At 60.0% G+C, this 21,531-nt stretch carries 22 protein-coding genes and 1 tRNA gene; 12 read left to right on the forward strand and 11 right to left on the reverse strand.

The features are described from left to right. Positions 1-10: 10 nt before the first annotated feature. The 5 genes from panB to VGB22_00560 are packed head-to-tail and all read right to left on the reverse strand — an operon-like array spanning position 11 to position 3,844. Complete coding sequence (gene panB, locus VGB22_00540; GenBank protein HEX9749765.1) at positions 11-892, reverse strand: 3-methyl-2-oxobutanoate hydroxymethyltransferase; 882 nt, start codon at positions 890-892, stop codon at positions 11-13. Between the two features lie 34 nt (positions 893-926). After that, entirely contained in the window at positions 927-1,478 is a 552-nt protein-coding gene (folK, locus tag VGB22_00545) for a 2-amino-4-hydroxy-6-hydroxymethyldihydropteridine diphosphokinase (protein HEX9749766.1), read from the reverse strand. Beyond that, positions 1,475-1,852 (reverse strand): dihydroneopterin aldolase, encoded by a 378-nt coding sequence (folB, locus tag VGB22_00550; protein ID HEX9749767.1) that lies wholly within the window; start codon positions 1,850-1,852, stop codon positions 1,475-1,477. The genes folK and folB overlap by 4 nt, the downstream gene beginning before the upstream one ends. Further along, the gene (locus VGB22_00555) at positions 1,852-3,093 is read right to left on the reverse strand and encodes an aminotransferase class I/II-fold pyridoxal phosphate-dependent enzyme (protein ID HEX9749768.1); all 1,242 of its coding nucleotides are present in this window, start codon (positions 3,091-3,093) and stop codon (positions 1,852-1,854) included. Before VGB22_00555 ends, folB begins: the two co-directional genes overlap by 1 nt. 25 nt (positions 3,094-3,118) lie before the next feature. Next, the gene (locus VGB22_00560) at positions 3,119-3,844 is read right to left on the reverse strand and encodes a class II aldolase/adducin family protein (protein HEX9749769.1); all 726 of its coding nucleotides are present in this window, start codon (positions 3,842-3,844) and stop codon (positions 3,119-3,121) included. A gap of 105 nt (positions 3,845-3,949) precedes the next feature. Here VGB22_00560 and VGB22_00565 point away from each other — a divergent pair, with 105 nt between their 5' ends. Both VGB22_00565 and VGB22_00570 read left to right on the forward strand, forming a co-directional pair. Next, positions 3,950-4,228: a hypothetical protein gene (locus tag VGB22_00565; GenBank protein HEX9749770.1), complete on the forward strand. Its 279-nt coding sequence runs from the start codon at positions 3,950-3,952 to the stop codon at positions 4,226-4,228. Between the two features lie 678 nt (positions 4,229-4,906). Beyond that, positions 4,907-6,550, forward strand: coding sequence for a hypothetical protein (locus tag VGB22_00570; protein ID HEX9749771.1), 1,644 nt, complete (start codon positions 4,907-4,909; stop codon positions 6,548-6,550). Between the two features lie 126 nt (positions 6,551-6,676). On the opposite strand, the gene VGB22_00575 is transcribed toward VGB22_00570, so the two are convergent. Together VGB22_00575 and VGB22_00580 are read right to left on the reverse strand one after the other, a co-directional pair. Continuing rightward, a complete protein-coding gene (locus tag VGB22_00575; protein ID HEX9749772.1) occupies positions 6,677-7,441 on the reverse strand; it encodes a hypothetical protein in 765 nt (254 codons plus the stop codon). After that, positions 7,422-8,096 carry a hypothetical protein gene (locus VGB22_00580; GenBank protein HEX9749773.1) on the reverse strand — a complete coding sequence of 225 codons (675 nt, stop codon included), beginning with the start codon at positions 8,094-8,096 and terminating at the stop codon, positions 7,422-7,424. Before VGB22_00580 ends, VGB22_00575 begins: the two co-directional genes overlap by 20 nt. Positions 8,097-8,176: 80 nt before the next feature. Between VGB22_00580 and VGB22_00585 the strand changes: the two genes are divergently transcribed. From VGB22_00585 to VGB22_00610, 6 genes are all read left to right on the forward strand, one after another. Further along, positions 8,177-9,412: a TIGR00300 family protein gene (locus tag VGB22_00585; protein ID HEX9749774.1), complete on the forward strand. Its 1,236-nt coding sequence runs from the start codon at positions 8,177-8,179 to the stop codon at positions 9,410-9,412. 145 nt (positions 9,413-9,557) lie between these two features. Beyond that, positions 9,558-10,700, forward strand: a complete 1,143-nt coding sequence (locus VGB22_00590) for a di-heme oxidoredictase family protein (protein HEX9749775.1) — start codon at positions 9,558-9,560, stop codon at positions 10,698-10,700. An 18-nt stretch (positions 10,701-10,718) separates the two neighbouring features. Next, positions 10,719-11,150 carry a Rieske (2Fe-2S) protein gene (locus VGB22_00595; GenBank protein ID HEX9749776.1) on the forward strand — a complete coding sequence of 144 codons (432 nt, stop codon included), beginning with the start codon at positions 10,719-10,721 and terminating at the stop codon, positions 11,148-11,150. Beyond that, positions 11,147-12,313, forward strand: a complete 1,167-nt coding sequence (locus VGB22_00600) for a hypothetical protein (GenBank protein ID HEX9749777.1) — start codon at positions 11,147-11,149, stop codon at positions 12,311-12,313. Before VGB22_00595 ends, VGB22_00600 begins: the two co-directional genes overlap by 4 nt. Positions 12,314-12,651: 338 nt before the next feature. Beyond that, on the forward strand, positions 12,652-15,039 hold the full coding sequence (locus VGB22_00605) for a vitamin B12-dependent ribonucleotide reductase (GenBank protein ID HEX9749778.1): 2,388 nt from the start codon (positions 12,652-12,654) through the stop codon (positions 15,037-15,039). 250 nt (positions 15,040-15,289) lie between these two features. Further along, positions 15,290-15,922 (forward strand): hypothetical protein, encoded by a 633-nt coding sequence (locus tag VGB22_00610; GenBank protein ID HEX9749779.1) that lies wholly within the window; start codon positions 15,290-15,292, stop codon positions 15,920-15,922. Positions 15,923-16,162: 240 nt separating this feature from the next. On the opposite strand, the gene VGB22_00615 is transcribed toward VGB22_00610, so the two are convergent. From VGB22_00615 to VGB22_00630, 4 genes are all read right to left on the reverse strand, one after another. After that, entirely contained in the window at positions 16,163-16,831 is a 669-nt protein-coding gene (locus tag VGB22_00615) for a YceI family protein (protein ID HEX9749780.1), read from the reverse strand. 103 nt (positions 16,832-16,934) lie between these two features. Continuing rightward, positions 16,935-17,186 (reverse strand): DUF2480 family protein, encoded by a 252-nt coding sequence (locus tag VGB22_00620; GenBank protein HEX9749781.1) that lies wholly within the window; start codon positions 17,184-17,186, stop codon positions 16,935-16,937. Positions 17,187-17,213: 27 nt separating this feature from the next. Then, positions 17,214-17,606 (reverse strand): iron-sulfur cluster assembly accessory protein, encoded by a 393-nt coding sequence (locus VGB22_00625; GenBank protein HEX9749782.1) that lies wholly within the window; start codon positions 17,604-17,606, stop codon positions 17,214-17,216. Positions 17,607-17,648: 42 nt separating this feature from the next. Further along, positions 17,649-18,851: an IscS subfamily cysteine desulfurase gene (locus tag VGB22_00630; protein HEX9749783.1), complete on the reverse strand. Its 1,203-nt coding sequence runs from the start codon at positions 18,849-18,851 to the stop codon at positions 17,649-17,651. Positions 18,852-19,053: 202 nt separating this feature from the next. Here VGB22_00630 and VGB22_00635 point away from each other — a divergent pair, with 202 nt between their 5' ends. The 4 genes from VGB22_00635 to VGB22_00650 all read left to right on the forward strand — a co-directional run bounded on the left by VGB22_00635 (position 19,054) and on the right by VGB22_00650 (position 21,521). After that, complete coding sequence (locus tag VGB22_00635) at positions 19,054-19,503, forward strand: CBS domain-containing protein (protein ID HEX9749784.1); 450 nt, start codon at positions 19,054-19,056, stop codon at positions 19,501-19,503. Positions 19,504-19,616: 113 nt separating this feature from the next. Next, positions 19,617-19,690, forward strand: a tRNA-Arg gene (locus VGB22_00640). Positions 19,691-20,016: 326 nt separating this feature from the next. Further along, positions 20,017-20,559 (forward strand): outer membrane beta-barrel protein, encoded by a 543-nt coding sequence (locus VGB22_00645; GenBank protein ID HEX9749785.1) that lies wholly within the window; start codon positions 20,017-20,019, stop codon positions 20,557-20,559. A 113-nt stretch (positions 20,560-20,672) separates the two neighbouring features. Then, positions 20,673-21,521 carry a DUF4382 domain-containing protein gene (locus VGB22_00650; GenBank protein ID HEX9749786.1) on the forward strand — a complete coding sequence of 283 codons (849 nt, stop codon included), beginning with the start codon at positions 20,673-20,675 and terminating at the stop codon, positions 21,519-21,521. The last annotated feature ends 10 nt before the right edge of the window (positions 21,522-21,531 follow it).

A 21,531-nucleotide genomic window follows, 5' to 3' on the forward strand; every position in this document is an offset into this window, starting at 1 on the left:
GATGAGGCGCTCAGTACGATTCGTCGGGCGAGGGGAAACGCTGCGTGCGCACATCGTCGCAGTAGCGTGTCAATGCCTCGCGCGCGGCGTCGTGAAGGTTGGCGTAACGGCGCACGAACTTCGGTTTGAAGTCGGGGAAAAGTCCCAACAGATCATTGGTCACCAGGATTTGCCCGTCGCAGTTGACGCCCGCGCCGATACCGATCGTGGGAATGGAAATGCGTTTGGTGATCCGCCCGGCCAGATCGCCGGGGATGCCTTCCAGCACGATGGCAAAGCATCCGGATTCGGCCAATGCCTCGGCGGACTCCTCGAGAAACTGACGGTCCGCTTCGGTCCGCCCCTGCACCGCATAGCCGCCGAAACGATGAATCGACTGCGGGATCAGGCCGATGTGTCCCATGACCGGGATGCCGATTTCGATCAACCGCTTGATCGTCGGCACGATCGGCAGTCCCCCTTCGAGCTTCACGGCGGCCGCGCCGCCCTCCTTAAGGAAGCGTCCCGCGTTGCGCACCGTGTCATCGGCGCTCGCCTGATACGACATAAACGGCATATCGCCGACCACCAGCCCACGTTTCATCGCACGGCTGACCGCACGCGTGTGGTAGATCATCTGATCGACCGTGATCGAGAGCGTCGATGGCTCGCCGTAGAAGACCATGTTCGCCGAGTCGCCGACCAGAACCCCGTCCAAGCCGACCTCATCGAGCAGACGCGCCGTGTAGTAATCGTATGCGGTCAGCATGACGATCCGCTGCCCCGCACGCTTAAAGCGTACAAAGTCCTGTACCGTGACCGGTCGGACGCGCGCAGGCGGTGGGGTCTGGATCGCGTCGGTCGCCGGCGATTGCGGCGCGCGCTTGCGCGGTTTCATTGCGGTTTGTGCCATATGATCGTAATAAAGCGAATCGGCGGGCCCGAAATCAAATTACCCGCGCGGGCCCAACGCCCAAGTTCAAGTCGATTCTTCGCATAGTAACCGCCCCGCCGGGCAGTTCGTTCCTCAGTTGCTCAATGGTGCGACCGATGATCGGATGAACGATGTCGGGGGTCAAGTCGCACAACGGCTGCAACACGAAGGCGCGCTCCATCATGCGGGGATGGGGTACGATCAAATCGATGTCCTCGACGATCGCGCTTCCATACAACAACACGTCCAAATCAATCGTGCGCGGCCCTTTGCGGACATCGCTGCGTTTCAATCGCCGCTCAATCTCACGCAGACGTCCGAGCAGATCGTGCGGCGGGATGTCGGTCTCAATCTCCCATACGCAGTTGTAAAACATACCCGGCCCCGCCTCGCCGACCGGTTCGTTTTCGTACACCGGCGATGAACGCATGCCATCAATGCCACCTGCCGCAGTCAGCATCCTGAACGCCTCTCGCAAATAGAAGGCGCGGTCGCCGACATTGGAGCCGACGCCGACATAGGCGGTCGTCAGAGATGTCCGTGGAAGCATGAATGAACCCGTCATGCGCTCTCGCCGGACATATCGACATCCGAATCGAATTCGACTTCGATATGATCGAGGTTGCCGGGTATCGGCGGGATCTTTTTGCGCACGCGCACGATGACGCGTTGCGCGCCGAACTCGCCCTTGAGTTCACGCGCGATGCGCGCGGCCACCGTCTCCAACAGATTGAATTTGTGCTGTTGCACGATTCGTTCGACGACCCCATACACCGCAGTGTAATTGACTGCATCGGCCAGCCGGTCGGACTCGGTCGCGCGCGCGATATCGACAAACAGCTCGCAATCGACCTCAAAACGGCGCCCGGTCTCGCGCTCGGCCGCCGAGACACCGTGGAAGCCGTAAAACGTCATATTGTGCAGACTAATCCGCGCCATTACACGGCATCCTTCCCCTCCGAGCGGCGTGCGCGCTGTCCCATGCGACGGCGCGACAGCCGTTTTTGGTAGAGCCGCGCGTGCGATGCCAGCCGCTGGGCCACTTCGTCGACCGTTCGGCGCGTCTCCGGAAGAACCATGCGGACAAAACCTTCGCCGCGTTCGCCGAAGTCGGTCCCCGGTGCGCAGAGGATTCCCGCACGGCGCAGCAGACGACGGCAAAATGCGCGCGACCCGACTGCGGCATCGACGGCTACCCACAAGAACGGCGACGTCGGCGACGATCGCGGTTTCCAGCGCAGGGCGACTGCGGTCTCGGTCAGCACCGTGCGCGCGTGGGCCAGCGCGTCGGTCCGATGCGCCAGATGTTGTTCGGCCCGTTCGAAGAGTACTTCGGCGATGGCAACCGATTGTCGCGTCGGAAGCGCCTGCGCCGCCTCGGCCAGGAATGCAGCCGCGCTGATCGCCTCGCGGTTGCCGCAGACGGCTGTCAACGCCAGACCCGGCACTCCGAAGTTGGCGCCGATGGATGCCATCTCCACACCGACACTCTGCGCCCCACGCGCTTCCAAAAACGTGCGCGGACGGTACGCGCCGCTGGTGGCAAATGTAAACGCGGCATCATAAGCGATGAGAATGTTGTGCCGTCGGGCGAATGCCACGCTTTCGGTCAATGTCGCCAGATCGGCCGATGCCCCCGTGGGGTTGTGCGGGTATCCTAACACCATCATCGGGATGCGTCCGACCAGCCCGGTGTCGAGCATGGCGAAACTGGGCAGGTAGTCGTTGCGCTCCAACAGGTTATACGGCATTACCCCGGCATTGCACAGCGCGACCGCGCCGCGCTGATACGGCAGCCCCGGATCGGGCAGCAGCACCATTTCGCCCGGATTGACGAACGATAAAGTCAGAAAATGCAGCGCAAGGATCGTGTTCGGCACGAGCGTGATTTCCAGTTCCGGATCGAGAATGACTTCAAACCGTTTGCGATACCACGCGGCAATCAGCTCGCGCAGATGCGCTCGTTCGTCGAATGATGCCGATTGCCATCCATCGGCTGCGAGCGCATTGTCGATCGAATCAGAATGATCGGAGGCCGCGTGCGAGAGCCGTGACAAGTCGATGACTTCAACACCGCGTTTACGCAGACGCGCCGCAAGGCGCACCAGATCATCGGGCGGCACCGGCATCCGCTGCAACCGGTCGCTGCGGTCCAGCAGAATTTTTCGCGCTATCGGCATCGCGAGGGGTCCGACATGGCGGGGGTCACTGAGAGCCGCGCTTCGCGCCGACCTGGCAGGCGCCGCACACAGGGGTCTCATCGCCGGAGAATCGCGAATGCAGAGTCCCCGAGAGCGACAGCAGTTCGTCGACCTGCCGGCAATCGAGATGATCGGGCTCTTTCAGCGCGCGGGCGATGTGCACTATCTGCGCGAAGCGTTCGACTGTTTCCATTTTGCGAAACGCGTCTTCCAGATCGGCGCCGATCGTCAACACACCATGATTCTTCAACAGAAACGCATCGAAACGATCGAGATACTTTTCAATCGATTGTCCGACCGCCGCCGTCGACGGTGTCGCGTATTCCGCCAACGGCACCGAGCCGAGTGTGGCGACGACTTCGGGGAGGATGCAATCCGCCAGCGCAATCCCGGCGACTGCGAACGCAGTCGCGTACGGCGGATGCCCATGCACGCACGCGCCGACATCGGGGCGCGCATTCAGCGCCGCCAAATGCATCAGCATCTCACTCGACGGTTTGCGCGTGCCCTGCTTTTGTTTTCCCTTGGGATCGACGACTGCCATATCTTCGGGACTCATGAATCCTTTGCACATCCCGGCGGGGGTGATGAGAATGTTCCCGTCGGCCAATCGCGCCGAAATGTTTCCCTCGGCAGCGACAATCAGCCCGCGCGCGTACATGCGCGCGCCGATGGACACCATCTCCCGCCGCAGTTGAAAAACCGACGGCGTTGGCCCCGGATTTGCCACGCTCGCAATTAAGCCGCAGCCACAGAGGCGAATCAATCGGTTTGTCCGAACGCGCTTGACCTGAACGCATGCACGCCCTACGCTGATATGGGAGATGATGGTCGAATGGCCGTCTGCTGGAACTGTGGCCAGAGTTATGATCCGCCCGATCCGATCACGCGTGAGAGCGAGTGCCCGCGCTGCGCGGCATATCTGCGCTGCTGCCGCAACTGCACCTTCTACGAGCCGGGTACGCACAACGACTGCCGCGAGCCGCAGGCCGAGTTGCAGCCCGACAAGGAAGTCGCCAACGCCTGCGACTACTTTCGCGCGGCCGATGTCCCGAAGAACTCCGGCGGCGGCAAACCGAAACGCGACATTCGCGATCTCTTCAATGATGCTTGATCAGTTCTTCGTTGCGTGCATTGAGGGCACCAATGTCATTCCGAATCTCCCGAATCCCGTCCTGATTGCGGGACGGGATGAGCGGGGTGAGGAATCTCCAATGGGAAAGAGGCAGGACATGGAGATGCCCATCCCGAGGCGCAGCCGAGGGGATTCGGCATGACCGACGTATCGACTTGGGTCAGATTGCGATTCACCTCAGTTTTTAATCGCCCGATGACGAACAAAGTTAGTAGACCATATTGATGATGGAGACGACGAGCAAAACGAACTAAGCATAGGCCGGGGAGAGCACGCTTGAAAAACCCTCTACAATAGTCCAATGAAGGCCGTCCCCTACGGGTTGCGTCTCTTGCCGTGACCCCTGCCCGAGGCAAACAAGTCCGCTCGGTGCGGACTTGCCCGCCTCGGGCGGGGCAGCGAGGACTAAAAACCGGTGGTGGCTGTAAATCGCCTTTAACGTATCGATGGGGAAGGGTTTTTCAATCCAAACGCTCTCTGCAGGTGGCCGACCGCCCCGCGCAAGCGGGGCGGTTTTTTTGTCAGCGGTGTCCGCATTCCACCCATTCCAACTTGTTAAGATTGTCACAATGAGAATGCGAGTCGAGGTTCCGGCTTGGATAGGCGGGAATAGCCGATATATTGAATTGTAATACGAAATCGGAGGGGCGTGCAGATATGAAGCATCTGTCCTCCCCAACAAGGGGCCTTCGGCCCAAAGCCAATGGCCCCCTTTTGACGGGGACAATACTGTTACTGGCGTTGTTGCTGTTGCTGCCGGCAAGGACAGAGCAAGCCGCGGCAGGTCCTCTGTGGAGGGAAGGCGATTCTGCGTGGGCGGTGGCCGACTCGGCGCGCCTCGCCGATCTGGCCGCACGGTTTCCCGACGGGATCATCCCGCTCTGGGCACTCAGGCAGGACGCGCCGATCGTACCAACGGGCGCGCCAGATGTCTCTACCCCCGTGTCACCACATGATGCGTCGGACGCTGATGGGTGTGGTCCGCCGATAATCGAGATCAGCCTCGGAGACAACCACATTGCACATCACTTTGATCCATCGAGCCAGACCACGGAAGTGTACGTGAGCGACAATGCCACTCTTCAATATCGCTTTGATGCCGAACTCAATTACACCATAGACACGATTCCCGGTGTGAGTGAAGGGCCTTGGCTCGCCGTCGATCTCGATCGCGACGGTAATGTAGAACTCGTGACGCAGCACGCGGACATTCTGAGGATACGCTCAGCCCCGGACTGGACTGTGCGCGACTCGATCCAGTATCCGGGGATGGCCACGGTCATGAACCCGATTGCCATCAACGTCGACGCCGATGAGTACTTGGAGCTATGTGTCACACCGGTCGGATTCTTCTTCGACGGTTTCCTCTCTTTGATCAAGTACAACTCCGCTGCTGACTCGTTTGAGGAAGTCTCGCGTGTAATGCCGCCCAACGGCGCGATCGGGCGTCCGGCGGCTGGCGATTTTGACTCCGATGGGCGAGTCGAATTCATCTCGGGCAATTTCATCACGGGCTATGATCTGATCGAGTGGCAGGATACAGGCTTGGTGTACATCGGACACGTCGGTGACACGCTGCCGGGCAACAACTACAGCGCCATCGAATGCCGTCCTAAACCGGATGGGCTGCTCTACGCACTTGCGGGCCACTCCGGCACGGACGGATGGACCTATCAGTTATTGAAGCCTGTCGGGGACAATGATTTCGTTGTCGACCGCCGATTCAGCGCCGCCACCGGGTTTACGGGAATCCACTCTGTGGGTTCCGGCGACACCGACTGTGACGGGCTCGATGAATTGGCCATGCGGTTCTACCCAGATTATCAGACGTGGAAGTGGGATATGACGTCGTCGGATTTCGTTGTTTCATGTGCATGGAACAAGGATCAAGTCGGCACGATTGAGGCGTGGTATTCCGTCGATCTGGATCAAAACGGTACGCCTGAGTGGGGTATTCTCTCTTTGGAAGGCGGCACGTTTAGATCATATCCGTCGAGCTCATGCCACGTTTGCGACACTCTCGGACGCTGTCAGATCACAAGTCCCTGGTGTTTCTGCCCGTGCGCCGGCGACCCGGTCTGCGATCAGGTGACCGATGTCTTCGACGTCGTTCAGGGAGTTGATGTCGCGTTTCGGGCACAACCGGCTCCCTACTCGCTGAACTGCCCCAGGGATTTCACTGATATAAACTGCGACGGCGTCACCAACGTCTTCGACGTTGTCGGGCTGGTTGATGTGGCGTTCCGCAGCGGCGACCCTGCGGTGTTGTTCTGTAATCCGTGCCCGCTTTTGCAGCCATAGTATCTGTTGTGGCGTCACCCTCACTCGGGTGACGCCTGCTCACCGCCACGCCCCGCAGGGCGGGATCTTCGACGAGGGCGCGTGGCGGGCACATCAGTAACGAGTAGATTCAGTTGCGATTGAATCTCACCGCGCGGGTTTGCGGGCGTTGTTGCCGAGGAACAGGAAGAGGCCGTACGGTTCGAGCGCTTCGCGGTGGCGTTCGACAGCGGAATAGAAAATCTCTTCGGCTTCGGGACGATCGGTGCCGACTTCTTCGAAAAACTGCTCGGCCAGGCGGGCAATCGCTTCGACCGTTGCCGCGGTCGGCGCCATTTGGCGTCCCTTGCGAATTTCAAAACGTCCGGTGGCATCGACGGCTAATGCCGTCAACGGTTCGTGCACCGTGGCGACAATGTCGCGCGCGCGACGCCAGTCGGCCGCTAATCGCACCATTCCGCGCGTGCGGATCATCTTCGCCGACATCGCATTGAGCGCATTGATCAGCAGCGCCACCGGATCGGGACGGCCATACGACGCCTCCCCGGTCGTGCCGCGCGCACTTGTGGCCGACTTGCTGCGACTGTTGGCGACCGCTAAGGCGATGGCGTGAAACTTCGACCGCGCCACCATCTCAAACTGTTGCTCGTCGCTGTCGGGGAGCACGGTCGCGAACAGCAGGTATTCGGGCTGGTTGAAGAGGTGGACGCTGACGCGCTCGAATCGCAGCGTCAGCCGCGTGAATCCGCGCAGACGCTGATAGGTTTCGGTGAACAGCTTGATCAGCCGCTCGGTGTGCCGCTCGGTAAACGCCGCCGGGAACAGATGCTCGATCGCACCGTCGCGTTTGGCCAGCACCGCCACACCGGTGACGCCCACGTGGGCGCGGATGTCAGACAGGATTGCTCGCATCGTACACGGCCTCGAAGAATTCGGGAAAATCGTTGCGCAGATTGCCGACGTTCGCCTCCGGATCGGTGAGAATACCGAAGGCGCGTCCGCGAATGCGCGCGACAATCAGGTTTTCCGCGCCGAACTGCACAAAGCCATGACGCAGCTCTCCGACGCGAATGATCTCGGGCAATCCGAACACGATCGCCGAGAGCGCGGCAAACTCACGGTCCCACTCGGCGACCACGTCGCGAAAATGCCGGCGGAAGATCAGCGTGCCGCTTTGATCGAATTCGTACAATGCCATCGCATATGGGCAGGTGCGCAGCACTTCCTCGATGGTGTCGCGGAAGGTCGCCGCTTCGTACCCATCTCCTCCGGGAGTCGGCGACGGCTGTCTGCCCTCGGCGAATTCGGCCGCGCGGTCGACCACCAGCGCCATCGTCTCGGTATGAACGCGGTCGATTTCGATATCGAGCTTGAGCTGATTTTCTTCGCGCGCCAGATCGTCGGCCCAGTCGCGGTCGACTTTGTGCACCGTGCGTCCGTCGACGATCACCGAGGAGACCAGCCGTTGCCGCGGCCGGTATGCGAACTCGGTTTGCACCTGAATGATCTTGCCGAAGTGACGGTGCGATCCGAGCTTGCCCTGCGGGATGTAGCTGGTCGGTTCCATAGCGATGCGACGCCCCGTCTCGATGAGAGGGGCCTCTTAATGGATTATCGTTAACTTCCCGATTTGGTTTAGTGGGGCCTATGGCGAAGTCACAGCGACACACCGCCAGCGTCTCGGCGACCGGGCATCTGGTCGACTCCGGCATGCTGTCGGAAGCGATGGACCGGATCGTGCGCGGCGGCGGCACTTTCCGCGTGCACGAGTTCGATTTGGGGCGCACCAACGCCGATCCCAGCCGCGCCACGCTTGAAGTCGGCGCCGAATCCAGGCGTCTGCTCGATGAACTGCTCGACCGTCTGGTGCAGCTTGGGTTCTACACCGATGCGGTTAAACAATTGGTCGTGAAACGTGCCCCGCGCGATGGCGCTGCGCCCGATGGGTTCTATTCCACCACCAACCACGCCACCGAAATCTACAGCAACGGCCGCTGGCGGCGTGTTCGCCATCAGCGCATGGACACGACCATTGTCGTAAACAGCGACAACGATTCTCCGGTGTGCCGCAAATTGCGCGACCTGAAACGCGGCGAGCGCGTGGTCTGCGGCCACGACGGCATTCGCATTCTGCCGGAATTCAAACGACGCGACCGGTCCGACTTCGGCTTCATGACCACCGATGTTTCGTCGGAAAAGAAAGTCGAATGGGTAGTCGGGCGCCTGTGTGACTGGATTACGAAACGCACCGGCAAGCTGATCGTCGTGGCCGGACCCGTAGTCATCCACACCGGCGGCGGCGAACCTTTGGCGGCGATGATTCGCGATGGACACGTCGATGTCCTGCTGGGCGGCAATGCCTTGGCGGTCCACGATGTCGAACGCGCTCTGTTTGGCACCTCCCTGGGGATCGACACCGCGACGGGCGTCGCCGTCGAGCATGGCCACCAGAATCACATGCGCGCGATCAATGCCATCTGTCGCGCGGGCAATCTCAGGAAGGCGGTGCAACGCGGCATTATCAAAGATGGTGTCATGCACGCGCTGATCAGCCGTCACGTGCCGTACGTCCTCGCCGGTTCGATCCGCGACGACGGCCCATTGCCCGAGGTCATCAGCGATGCGATCGCAGCACAGGAAGCATATGCACGGCATCTGCGCGACGCTGAGATTGTCCTGATGCTCTCCTCGATGTTGCATTCCATCGCAGTCGGCAACATGCTCCCGGCATGGGTCAAGACCGTGTGTGTTGATATCAACGCACAGGTCGTGACCAAGCTCGCCGACCGGGGATCGCATCAGGCGATTGGCTGTGTTACTGATGTCGGTCTATTCCTCCATATGCTGTCGGATCGGCTTCGTAACTTGAAATCGACTAACTGATTACTGAGAATTTCGTTTTCGGTTGACAGAGCAAGTCGTCTTCGGCAAATTCTTACCTGTGGGTAATTACCCTATGCTAAGAAACGTGTCGACGAAACTTACTCTCGTCGGATTACCGATGGTGATCATCGGGTGCGATGGATTGATGACCAGTCCGCCGACTCGGGGCGATGATTTCGAATCGGCGTTCGACGATCTGCCACACGAATTGAACGCCATGTTTGCGGCGGGAGATGAAAACTTCGAACGCGTGTTCATAGTCTCCGATGGCCTCGGTCCGATCTTCAACAACACTGGGTGTGCAAGCTGTCATCCCGGCGACGGGCGGGGGACTCCGAACGAGGCACTGATTCGGTTCAGTGTGAACGGTGATCTGTTGCCCGCGCATGGCGGCCCGCAACTACAGGACAAGGCCATCCCTGGAGTCCTGCCCGAATCCCTGCCCGGAGAGGTTGCGTTACAGTCCTCGACCCGTCTGCCGCCTCCCGTTTTCGGCGTCGGTTTGATCGAGCACATTCCGGCTGAGGCAATCCTGGCCAATGCGGATCCCGACGATTCCGACGGCGACGGCGTCTCCGGTCGTCCGAACTGGGTACGGGCGGCGCCATTTGTTCCCTCCTCAGAGATTGGCGGTGGCGCGGGCGACCAGCTTGGTCGCTTTGGACGAAAAGCCAATGTTTCCTCTCTGTTGCAGCAAGTCGTGGAGGCGTATCATCAGGATATCGGCATCACCAGTGACTTCCTGCCGTCGGAGAATCCCCATCCGCAAGCCGGCGGGTTTGCGGTCGGGGACATTGTGGCCGATCCGGAACTCACGGCCGCCGAGGTGCTTCAGACTACAGTCTATGTGAGACTTCTGGCGCCGCCGAAACGGGGAAGCGTGACGGCGCGGGTGGAAACTGGGAAAGAGGTTTTCTACGGCATCGGATGCGCCAAATGTCACGTGCCCACCATGCATACAGGTCCCAGTAACATTGGCCCCCTTGATCGCGTGGCTGTCCACCTCTATTCCGATCTGTTGATACATGATATGGGCGACGGACTCGCGGATCACCGTCCCGACGGGCAGGCTTCAGGATATGAATGGAAAACTCCGCCCCTTTGGGGGACGCGGTTGGTACGGGAGTTTCTCAACGGCAAGGCATTCTATCTCCACGACGGCCGGGCGACGACTTTGGATGAGGCGATTCGTTGGCACGGAGGCGAAGCGGAGTCTGCCAAGCTGGGCTATGAAGCTCTCGATGAGGCACGGCGGGAAGCGCTGCTGGCGTTTTTGCGATCGCTGTAATCGGACATGGCGGGAGATGTGATCACGCGACGGGGATTCTGCCGGGCGGCGACGGCAACCGCCATCGGACTGCTCCTTCCGATGGCCGGCTGCGCGACAACGTCGGTGTTCCGCACCAGTATAACGGATGGACGCGTGCGGGTCCCCTTTGATCGAATTGTACCGGCGGATGAGGCTGAAGGAAGTGTCGTCGTCTATGCCGAAGGGTTACCGGATCCTATTCTCGTGATGCGCATCAACGCCGAATATCGTGCCGTGTCCGCGCGTTGCACGCATCTGGGATGCACGGTGCGTCTATCGGGCAGCCAGTTGCAATGCCCCTGCCATGGATCCACCTACGCACTCGACGGATCGGTGATCCGGGGGCCGGCGCAGGCACCGTTGACGCGGATTCCAGTCGAGGTGACATGGCACGGTGTCGATTTGCAGCTTGGGGAATCACCGCAATGAGACGGTTAACCGCGGCATTTCTTTTCGTTGTGCTGTTCGGAAACCTGGTCGCCGTCGGGCAGGACACGACGATGATAGATCGCCCGTTCGTCACGGGCGGCATTTACGATAAGCCGTATATCACTCGTCTGCGCGGACGGGCCAGCATTGGCGGCTATGCCGAAACTGCCTTTCGATTCGAACGGGAAGCGGGTTTCAAGAACGAAATGTCATTCGGTGTTGAGCGGTTCAATCTCTTCGCATTTGCCCCTGTTTCCGACCGGGTGCGACTGGCCGCCGAGCTGGAATTCGAAGAGGGCGGCGGAGAAATCAATTTGGAACTGGCGATCATCGACTTCGAACTGCATCCGGCGATGACGTTCCGTGGTGGTATTCTATTGTCGCCGTTGGGGCGATTCAACTTGGCTCACGACAGTCCCGCCAACGAGGTCAACGACCGCCCGCTGGTCAGTACCGAGATCATACCGGCGACGCTGTCCGAACCGGGGATGGGTTTTCTCGGCAGCATCCATCCTGCCGCACCATGGCGTGTGACCTACGAAGCCTATCTCGTCAATGGATTCCACGGCGGCATCATTAACGACAGCCCCAACGGGACGCGCATCGCGGCGGGAAAAGCGAATTTCGAAGACAATAACGCACACCCTTCACTGGTCGTTCGGGTTGCGTTGAGCCCCTCACCGCAATTCGAGGCGGGCATCTCCACGCACACCGGACCTTACAACGAATGGACGACCGAAGGTCTGGCGACTGATGAGCAACGGGATGTGATCATTGTGGCGGTTGACCTTGAAGGTCAGTGGAATCATTTGCGACTTCTCGGCGAATACGCCCACGCTTCGATAGAAGTGCCCGGTGAATCCGGCGGTGTTTTCGCCGATGAACAGTCCGGGTATTACGTGCAGTTATCGTACCGTGTGGTTTATGGCGTTTGGGCCGTATTGCCGCGGTCTCATTTCACCGCGGTGGTGCGGTTCGGATCGGTCGATTGGAACACGGAAATCGACGGCGACGATCAGCGGCGGCTGACTTTGAGCACGAATTTTCGACCCACCGACGACACAGTGTTCAAGCTTGATTATCAGTACAATTGGGTGACTGATGGTTTCAACAATGAGGTCACGCAGGCGGCGATCATCTTTGGATTGGCCTCGTATTTCTGAACGCGCGAGCAACGCGAAGAAGATGTTCGGAGACATATGGTTATGATTTGTGCGCTGTGCAAAGAGGTATCGGCGCGCGAAAATTGTACCTTGTATCACAATATCACGTGTTCTTAAGAGTTTGATGCACAATATATTGTGATTTTTTTGTGCTTAACGCGAAATTGTGGTTGACTCGTATGTTGCCGCGGGTCTAACGTCAATCCGGGAAATTGGTGGACCGGTTGAAGCTCTCTGTCCCTGAGCTTCACCGGGGGGGCACACGACGAAACAATTCAATACGTGATATAAGGTTTTGGTGCGTAATCTCTTAGGAGATCCCGCATCGGGGAGGATACATGTTTGGACCGACACCGGTTTTGGCCGAAAACGCGTTGCGCGTGCTCGAGCGGCGGTATCTGATCAGGGATGACGATGGACGCGTGGTCGAGACGCCGGCGGAGATGTTTTGGCGCGTGGCAAAAGCTATTGCCTCGATTGATGCCACGTACGGCTCCTCCGATGCCGAGGTCCAGAAGACCGCCGAGCGCTTTTACGGCGCCATGGCCAATTGCGAGTTTACCCCCAATTCCCCGACGATGATGAATGCCGGACGGCCCTTGGGCCAGCTTTCGGCGTGTTTCGTGCTCCCCGTGGGCGACTCGATGGAGGAAATCTTCGAGTCGATCAAGAATGCCGCGCTCATCCACAAATCGGGCGGCGGCACCGGATTTGCATTTTCGCGGCTGCGTCCGCGCAATTCGGTCGTCGCCTCGACCAGCGGCGTCGCCTCCGGTCCGGTGTCGTTCATGAAAGTGTTCAATGCCGCCACCGAGGCGGTCAAGCAGGGGGGGACTCGACGTGGCGCCAACATGGGCATCCTGCGCATCGACCACCCCGACATCGAGGAGTTTGTCGCCTGCAAGGACGATCTGACGCAGGTCACCAATTTCAACATCTCCGTCGCGGTCACCGATGAATTTATGACCGCGGTCGAACGCGGCACGCAGTACGCGCTGTATGATCCGCGCACGCGCAAGCCGTACGAACGCGACGGCGTCGTGCAGACGCTCGATGCGCGCAAGATCTTCGCGACCGTGGTCGAGCATGCGTGGCGCACCGGTGAGCCGGGCGTGATTTTCATCGACCGCGTCAATCAGGGCAATCCGACGCGCGGCCACGAAGAAATCGAAGCGACCAACCCTTGCGGCGAGCAGCCGCTGCCGCCGTATGATTCGTGCAATCTCGCCTCGATCAATCTGGGCAAAGTCGTCAAAGACGATCTGCCGCCGCACTACGACCGCCGCCGTCCCGCCGAGGGCATCGACTGGGATAAGCTCACCGAGCTGGTGCACCTGGGCGTGCACTTCTTGGACAACGTCATCGACGCCAACCGCTACCCGATCCCCGAGATCGAACGGCAGTCGCACGACAACCGCCGCATCGGCCTGGGCGTGATGGGCTGGGCCGACATGCTGGCCAGGCTCGGTGTGCGCTACGATTCGGAGACCGCGTTTGATCTGGGCGATCAGGTCATGGCGCACATCGACTCCGAAGCGCGCCTCTGCTCGTCGGATCTGGCAACCAAACGCGGAAAGTTCCCGAATTGGGACAAGTCGATCTACGCCGAGGAGGGCGTTTCGATGCGCAACACCACGGTGACAACCGTGGCGCCGACCGGGACGATCTCGATCATCGCCGGATGTTCTTCCGGGATCGAGCCGTACTACTCGGTTTCGTTCGTGCGCAATGTCATGGAGGGGACGCGGCTGGTCGATGTCAATCCGCTCTTCGAAAAAATTGCCAAGCAGCGCGGCTTCTATTCCGGCGAGCTGATGGAACGGATCGCCAACGCCAACTCGATTCAGGACTTCGACGAAATCCCCGAGGACGTGCGCGACGTCTTCCGCACCTCGGCCGATGTCAGCGCCGATTCACACATCCGTATGCAGGCCGCCTTCCAGAAACATGTCGACTCCGCCGTCTCCAAGACGATCAACATGCCGCAGAGCGCCACGCGCGAGGATGTCCAGACCGCGTACTGGCAGGCGTACCGTCTGGCATGCAAGGGCGTGACGATCTACCGCGACGGCAGCCGTCCGGGACAGGTGCTCTCCACCGGCGCCACTCCGGAATCGGCGCGCGCCAGCAATCAAATCGGCGCGTTCGACACGGCCGGCGTGCGGACGTTTATGGAAGATACGCCGGAAACCTCGCCGGTCGAAGCCATGCCCGAACCGCGCCCGGAGCCGAAAGCGAAACCCCGATCGCCGCAGCCGCAGCAGATGTCCAACGGCATCCATCCGGTCGACCGGCCAGACCGCATGCTCGGGTTCACCGAGAAGATCAAGACCGGCTACGGCAATCTCTATGTCACGATCAACATGTTCGACGGCAAACCATTCGAGGTGTTCGCCTCCATCGGCAAGTCGGGTTACTCGACGATGGCCGACACCGAGGCGATCTGCCGCCTGATATCATTGGCGCTGCGCTCCGGCATCTCGGTGCGTCAGATCGTCAAGCAACTGCAGGGGATCGGCGGCTCGCAGCCGGTGTTCGAACGGCGCGGCGTGGTCTCATCGATTCCCGATGCGATCGCCAAAGTGCTCAATGACAACTTCGGCAACGGCACCAAGATCAAGCGCCGTCCCGATATCGCCCAGGAGCACTGCCCCGACTGCGGCGGCATGCTCGAGCACGAAGAGGGCTGCGTCCTCTGCCGTGGCTGCGGTTATTCGCAGTGTTAGACTGACGCAGTAATCAACTCATGCGGAGTTTGATCCGCATGATGATTCGAAACACCCCCGCGCTCCCCCCGCGCTCCCCCCGCGCTCCCCCCGCGGGGGGTTTTTGCATGCGCAAGGGGCAATCGCCTTCGCTGGTATTTCGTGATGTGAATGAGCTGTCGAGACACATTGCAACACTCCTACAGACCCGCCCCCATTCCGGGGGTGATTCGCCGGGCGCCGTATCATATAGATAGCGTTGGAGAACCCCATGTTTCTGTTTCAGGATGGCGATGTGCTGGTGACGTACGGGTCCGGCGGCGTCTGGCCGCCGCGACGGTGGGTGCTGTGGGTCGTCTATCGCGGCATCCGCGCATTCCAGAGGGCCAAGTGGGGAAGCGGCGCCGATGCCGGTCCGACCCATGTGCGCGTGTGGCTGGGCGGTCAGTTCTTCGAGATGACCACACCCGTGGGCAAGTGGACCACGCGCGACGAGGTCATCCTTGACAAGAAAGATTGGAAAGTCGCGCGCTTTCGTGGGGCGATCGGCAATCTTCCGGCGATGCAGCAGAAGGCCGGAGCGATGGTCGGGCTTAAGTACGACATCGGCGACCTGCTGGATTTCGGACTATCGGGGCTGGTCGGACGGTTTGCCGGCTGGCTGCGCATCTTCGGCGACCGCGAGCGCAAGTACACGGTCTGCTCCACGGCGCTGGCCAAAGTCCTGCGCGCCGGGGGTGTGCCGTTTCGGGTCTCGCGCGATGATGTGCGGCGCGATGCCGGCGTCGCGGTGTTGTTTCGCGATGGCGCCGATCCGATTGACTTAATCGACAGCGCCATCGATCCGGCGTTTTTCGTCAACAACCCGACCCAGTGGGAAGTGGTGGGACAGTCGAGTCGGTGAGGGAAGTCATCGAGCCACTGATCAAGGGAGTGCTGAAAAACTCTCTTTTCCAATTCCGCTTCTTTCGAGACGAATCACCCGCCCGATGTGGCAGAGTCGGAGGTTTTTCGACACTCTCCAATGTCAGGGCACATTGCGTGCGGGAGCCAGGCGAGACGCCTGGAATACACAAATGAACACAAAAAAACCCCGCGCCATCCGGCGCGGGGTTCTTCATGACGGATACTGTGTGAGTCGTTCTCAGCCCTTCTGTTCGGCGGGATCGCGGTACATGGCCTGGATGTCGAGCGTGACTTTGACATCATCGCCGACCACCAGTCCGCCCGCGTCCAGTGTCTTGCTCCAACTGACACCATAGTCCATCCGCTTGACCGTTGTCGTGGCGGAGAACCCGACACGCTTGTTGGCGCCCGGACCTTCCAGCATGCCAGTCTTCTCGACATGCAGGATCACCGGCTTGGTGACACCGCGTATGCTCAGCAGCCCGTGCAAGTCGAACCGGTCGTTTCCCTTTGCGACGACATTCCCAGCCATCCACTTCTGGCCGTCGATCATCGCATCGGCGAACTCCGCTGTGCCTTCCATCATCTTACCGAACGTAAACTTGATTTCGGGGTTGTTCTCGACGTCGAAGAAGTCGGCGCTGCGCAAGTGGCCGTCGCGATTCTCGTTTTGGGTATTGACGCTCTTGGTCTGAATGGTCACTTCGACCGCCCAGATTGCGGTATCGGCGGGGTCATAAACGATCGTGCCAGAGAAATCGCTGAAGGAACCGCTGACCCGGCTGATGGTCATGTGGGTGACCGTGAAACCGACATTGGAATGGACCCGGTCGACCTTGAATTCGGTCGCGTGCGATGCGCCGATGAGCAGGAGCGAGGCAATTACGGCAAGTCCCAAGCGCTTCATGTTTCCGGTTCTCCTTTCGATAGTGGATATCGCGATTACGTTGAGGTCGGGTTGAATGCGACGAAGATACGGTCTCTGAACGGCGATGTCAGCAAAAACCGCATCATGGTTCGTGCCGCTGGAATACCACCAACGGCGCCTGTTCTTCTCCAAATGTGATCTTGCGGGCGACTGTCCCCAGCTTGGCCGCGGTCATGAGATAGGCCCACGTCGGCACCGGCATGCTCCCACAGCCGCGAATATGAACGCTCTTGCCGCGGTACTGTTCCCAGTCATGCGCATCCAGTTGCCGGCGGAATGACTCCTCCCGCAGCAGCCCGTTGTCGGAGAACTGCTCAAGGTCAAAAAGCGGCATACGGGACAGTGTTCGACGATCGCGTGGTTACGCCGAGAACGACGTGCCGCAGCCGCACGATTTGCTGGCGTTGGGGTTGGAAAACTTAAATCCGCCGCCGACGATCGCGGGGACATAATCGATGACAATGCCCTTCAGATACAGCGCGCTTTTGAGATCGACGATCACCCGCACGCCCTTGATTTCGAAGACTTTGTCGAACTTGCCGCTTTCGTTGTCGAAGTTGACTTGGTAGGTCAGTCCCGAGCAGCCGCCGCCGACCACCCCGAGACGCAGACAAAAATCATCGCCGAGTTGCTGTGATTCCATCAGCCGCTTGACCTCGGCCGCTGCTGCATCGGTCAGTCCAACCATGGTGTCGGACTCGCCGGCGATCGGCAGTTGGTTCATTGCTGCTGTGGTCTGTTTCGTATCAGACATCAGTCATCTCCCGGTTCCGAGTCTTCAACACCTCATTCCGCATCATGTTCCGACCGTCGAGGCGTGTCCGGCCGCTTGCGGAATCGGCGAGAGCGCACGCAGCCGTGTGACCGTCTCGACAATTCGGTCAATCACGGTATCGACTTCATCAGCGGTATTATAACGTCCCAGGCCGAAACGAATCGAAGATTGTGCCGCCTGCCCATCGACGCCCATTGCGCGCAACACATAGGATGGCTCGACCTGGGCGGATGTACACGCCGAACCTGACGAGAGGGCGACATCTTTGACCCCCATCAACACACCTTCGCCTTCGACACCGGCGAAGGACAAATTCAGATTACCCGGCAGACGGTATGTCATCGAGCCGTTCACCGTGACCCCGTCGAGACGCTCCATGATGCCGTGCAGGAGACGGTCACGCAGCGCGGCGACGCGGGCATTCTCTTCGACGGTTTTTTCGGCAGCAATCTCCAGCGCCCGGGCGAAGCCAACGATCAACGGCACCGGCAAAGTTCCCGAGCGCAGTCCCTGCTCGTGGCCGCCGCCGTCGATCAGGGGCGCAATCCGCACGCGCGGCTTGCGCCGTCGGACATACAGCGCACCGATGCCTTTGGGCCCATAGGTCTTGTGCGCCGAGAACGAGAGCAGATCGATGCCATCGCGCTCGACATTGATCGGCAGCTTCCCCGCGGTTTGCGCCGCATCGACGTGAAAAAAGATCCCGAGCTCGCGCGTAAGCCGCCCGATCGCGGCAATCGGCTGGACCGTCCCGACCTCGTTGTTGGCGTGCATAACCGAGACAAGGATCGTGCGATCGGTCATCGCGCGGCGAACGGCATCGACGTCGACGATGCCATCGGCATCGACGCCGACGTAAGTGACTTTCGTCCCCTGTTGTTCCAGTCGCTTGGCACTGTCGAGGATGGCCTTGTGTTCGATCGCGGTCGTGACGAGATGATCGCCGCGCTCGCGCATCGCCTCGGCCACACCCTTGAGCGCCAGGTTGTCCGATTCGGTCGCGCCGGACGTCAAAATGATCTCTTTGGGTTCAGCGCCGATGGCCTTGGCAATCTGCGCGCGCGCTGTCTCGACTGCCTCCTCCGCTTCCCAGCCGTACTGGTGCGTGACCGAGGCCGCGTTGCCGAATTTTTCGGAGAAGTAGGGACGCATTGCGGTCATCACCCGCGGATCGACCGGGGTGGTCGCATGATGGTCCATGTAGATCGGCGCTTGCTCTGGCATCGCATCTCCGGAACGGTGTCGTCCACCGGTGCTACGGCCCGTCCCAGGTTCGGTTTGGGCTCGCAAGACGATTGACCGCGCTGCCCCTGCGTGTTAATTTACAGTGACGCTTGCTGTTAGACAATGGTACGACGGGCCGGTCGAGTTCGTCGTACTTTATTGAAGACTCCGTTTCCCCACTGAACGACGGAGGATTGCCATCATGCCCACCATTGCCGCCATTTTGGCCCGCAAGCAGCCGGTTCATTCGATCCAATCCGATGCCACCGCCTACGATGCCGCCAGGATGATGGTTGAGCACAATGTCGGAGCATTGCCCGTGCTCGAGAAAAATCGCCTGGTCGGTGTCTTCTCCGAACGCGACCTGATGCGCCGCGTGATTGCCCCGGGGCACAAGCCCGCTGAGGTCAAAGTCGCCGACGTCATGACCACTGACTTGGTGACCGCGTTTATCCACGACGACGATGCCACCTGCCTCAAGAAGATGACCGACAAAGGGTGTCGACACCTGCCGGTGGTGGATAAGGGGCAATTGGTCGGGTTTCTCTCCGCGCGCGATGTGATGAAGGCGCAGGTGGAGGGGATGAAACTGGAGATTCAGACGCTCACCGACTACATCTATTACACCCCGCCGACCGGGCTTCGCGAGTAAGTGTCAGCGTACAAGCACCGACGCGGGTGCGGACACGAGAATTGACTTTCAGCCCTTTGCTGCGTATACACTTGGACCGAAGCGGTCGGATTCGCCCTGAAACCGGCCGATGTGCGCCCATAGCTCAATTGGATAGAGCGTCTGACTACGGATCAGAAGGTTGGGGGTTCAACTCCTCCTGGGCGTACTTTAGGTGGAGCGGTTACCATATAGCAGTTCTCACTTCACGCCACGCCCGCTATCTGTGCCACAGAAGGGATTCACGATGCTGCTAGGTACGCTCCGGGTTTTGCGGTGCGGTTCCCAATGATGTAGAGTTTCAGTAGTCTCCCACATCCCGCTCTCGTTCAAGCTGATAGAGCAATCTCCCGGGTTTTTCTTCCCAAAAAAGGGAACCCGCGCCGAATCCTGACCGGTATAAGCGCTCAAGACGCTGCACCGCGCACGTACGCACGCACAGCATTGCAGTTGGGCAGTCCCGAAAGGGGACTATGGGTTGGAAGGAGGAGCACCATGCGCAGGATGATCACATCCATGCTGGTCGGACTTCTCGTCACACTTTTGCCGGGCCTGGCATGGGGGACAGGGCTCGGTCTGGGCGCGCGATACAGTTTCGTGCACAATCGCGACACCGACGACAACGCGAACATGCTCGGCGCCATGGCACGTCTCCGCGGGACCTTCCTCGGATTGGAGGGCGCCGTGGACTACCGCAACGAAGACCTCGGCAACAATGTCGAGCTGAAGACATGGCCGATCTCCGCCAGTCTGATGCTCTACCCGATTCCGGCGATCTATGGATTGGCCGGAGTCGGCTGGTACAATTCGACAATCGATTTCCCCGCCGGCTCGTTGTATGAGGACGACACCGATACCGAGCTGGGCTACCACTTTGGCGCGGGGCTGGAGATGCCGTTGGCCCCGACGTTGAAACTGACCGGCGATTTCCGTTACCTCTTTGTCGACTATGAATTCGACGACATCCCGTCCACCATTGGAAAAGTCGACGCCAACTCGCTGGCCATAACCGCCGGTCTGATCGTCTACCTCCGGTAGACGGCACTATTTCGAGTGTTGCACTATGCGGGCACGGTGCCCGCAGCGTTGTAGCCAGTGCGTGCGGTGTGCGGCGCTATCCGGATCCGTATTACTTTGCTCAGGGAGGAACAATGAACAGGCACATTTCAGAATTCAGCTCGCGGGCGATCGTGACGGCGGCGGTGATCGGCGTGTTGGCGCTCGCCGGATGCAACGGCACCGACCGCGGGGTCGGCGGCCAGTCGGATCAGGGGAAAGTCATCCTGATGATGCACGATGCCCCCGTCGACAACTTCACCGAAGTCTGGCTGACGGTCGAATCGGTGACCATGATCGGGACACAGCATGACGACGATGGGACGGAGGCATCCGGTGAAGTCGTGCTCTCCGAAGCGGTCCGCATGGACTTTCTCGCGCTCGACTCGGTCTCGCGCATCCTGGCATCGGCGCAGGTCGATGCGGGCTTGTACTCGAAGATTCGTCTGCGGGTCTCCGATCCGGAGTTTGTGCGCGATGACGACAGCGTGTACACCGATGATGATATCCAGTTGGTCGCCAACGGGCACGTCGATCTCAATCCGCAGGGCACGATTGTCGTCGGCAGCAATGCACTGACCGTCGTGAGTCTCGATCTGGACTTGGACAATTCGGTCCAGGTCAATGAGACCGGCAACGAACGCTACATCCTGCGTCCGCAGATCCTGCTGGATGGGAATCTCGAAAGCTCCGAACACGTGACGCTCCACGGATGCACCGTCGTCTCGGTGGACCTGTACAGCGGCCAGATATTGGTCATGTGCCCGAATGCGGAGACGACCTTGGCGGTCACCACCAATTCGCAGACCGCCCTGTTCGGTGCGGGTGGATTGACCGTCGGGTTGAACGCGATCAATGTCGGTGCCAGCGTTGAAGTCGTCGGCGAACTGAACACCCAATCGGGTCTGATTACCGCAGCGGAGGTTCATCTCGGGCTGCATTGATTCACCGCGC

This window comes from Candidatus Zixiibacteriota bacterium, assembly GCA_036397555.1.
In the GTDB taxonomy this organism is placed as follows: Bacteria; Zixibacteria; MSB-5A5; order WJJR01; family WJJR01; genus DATKYL01.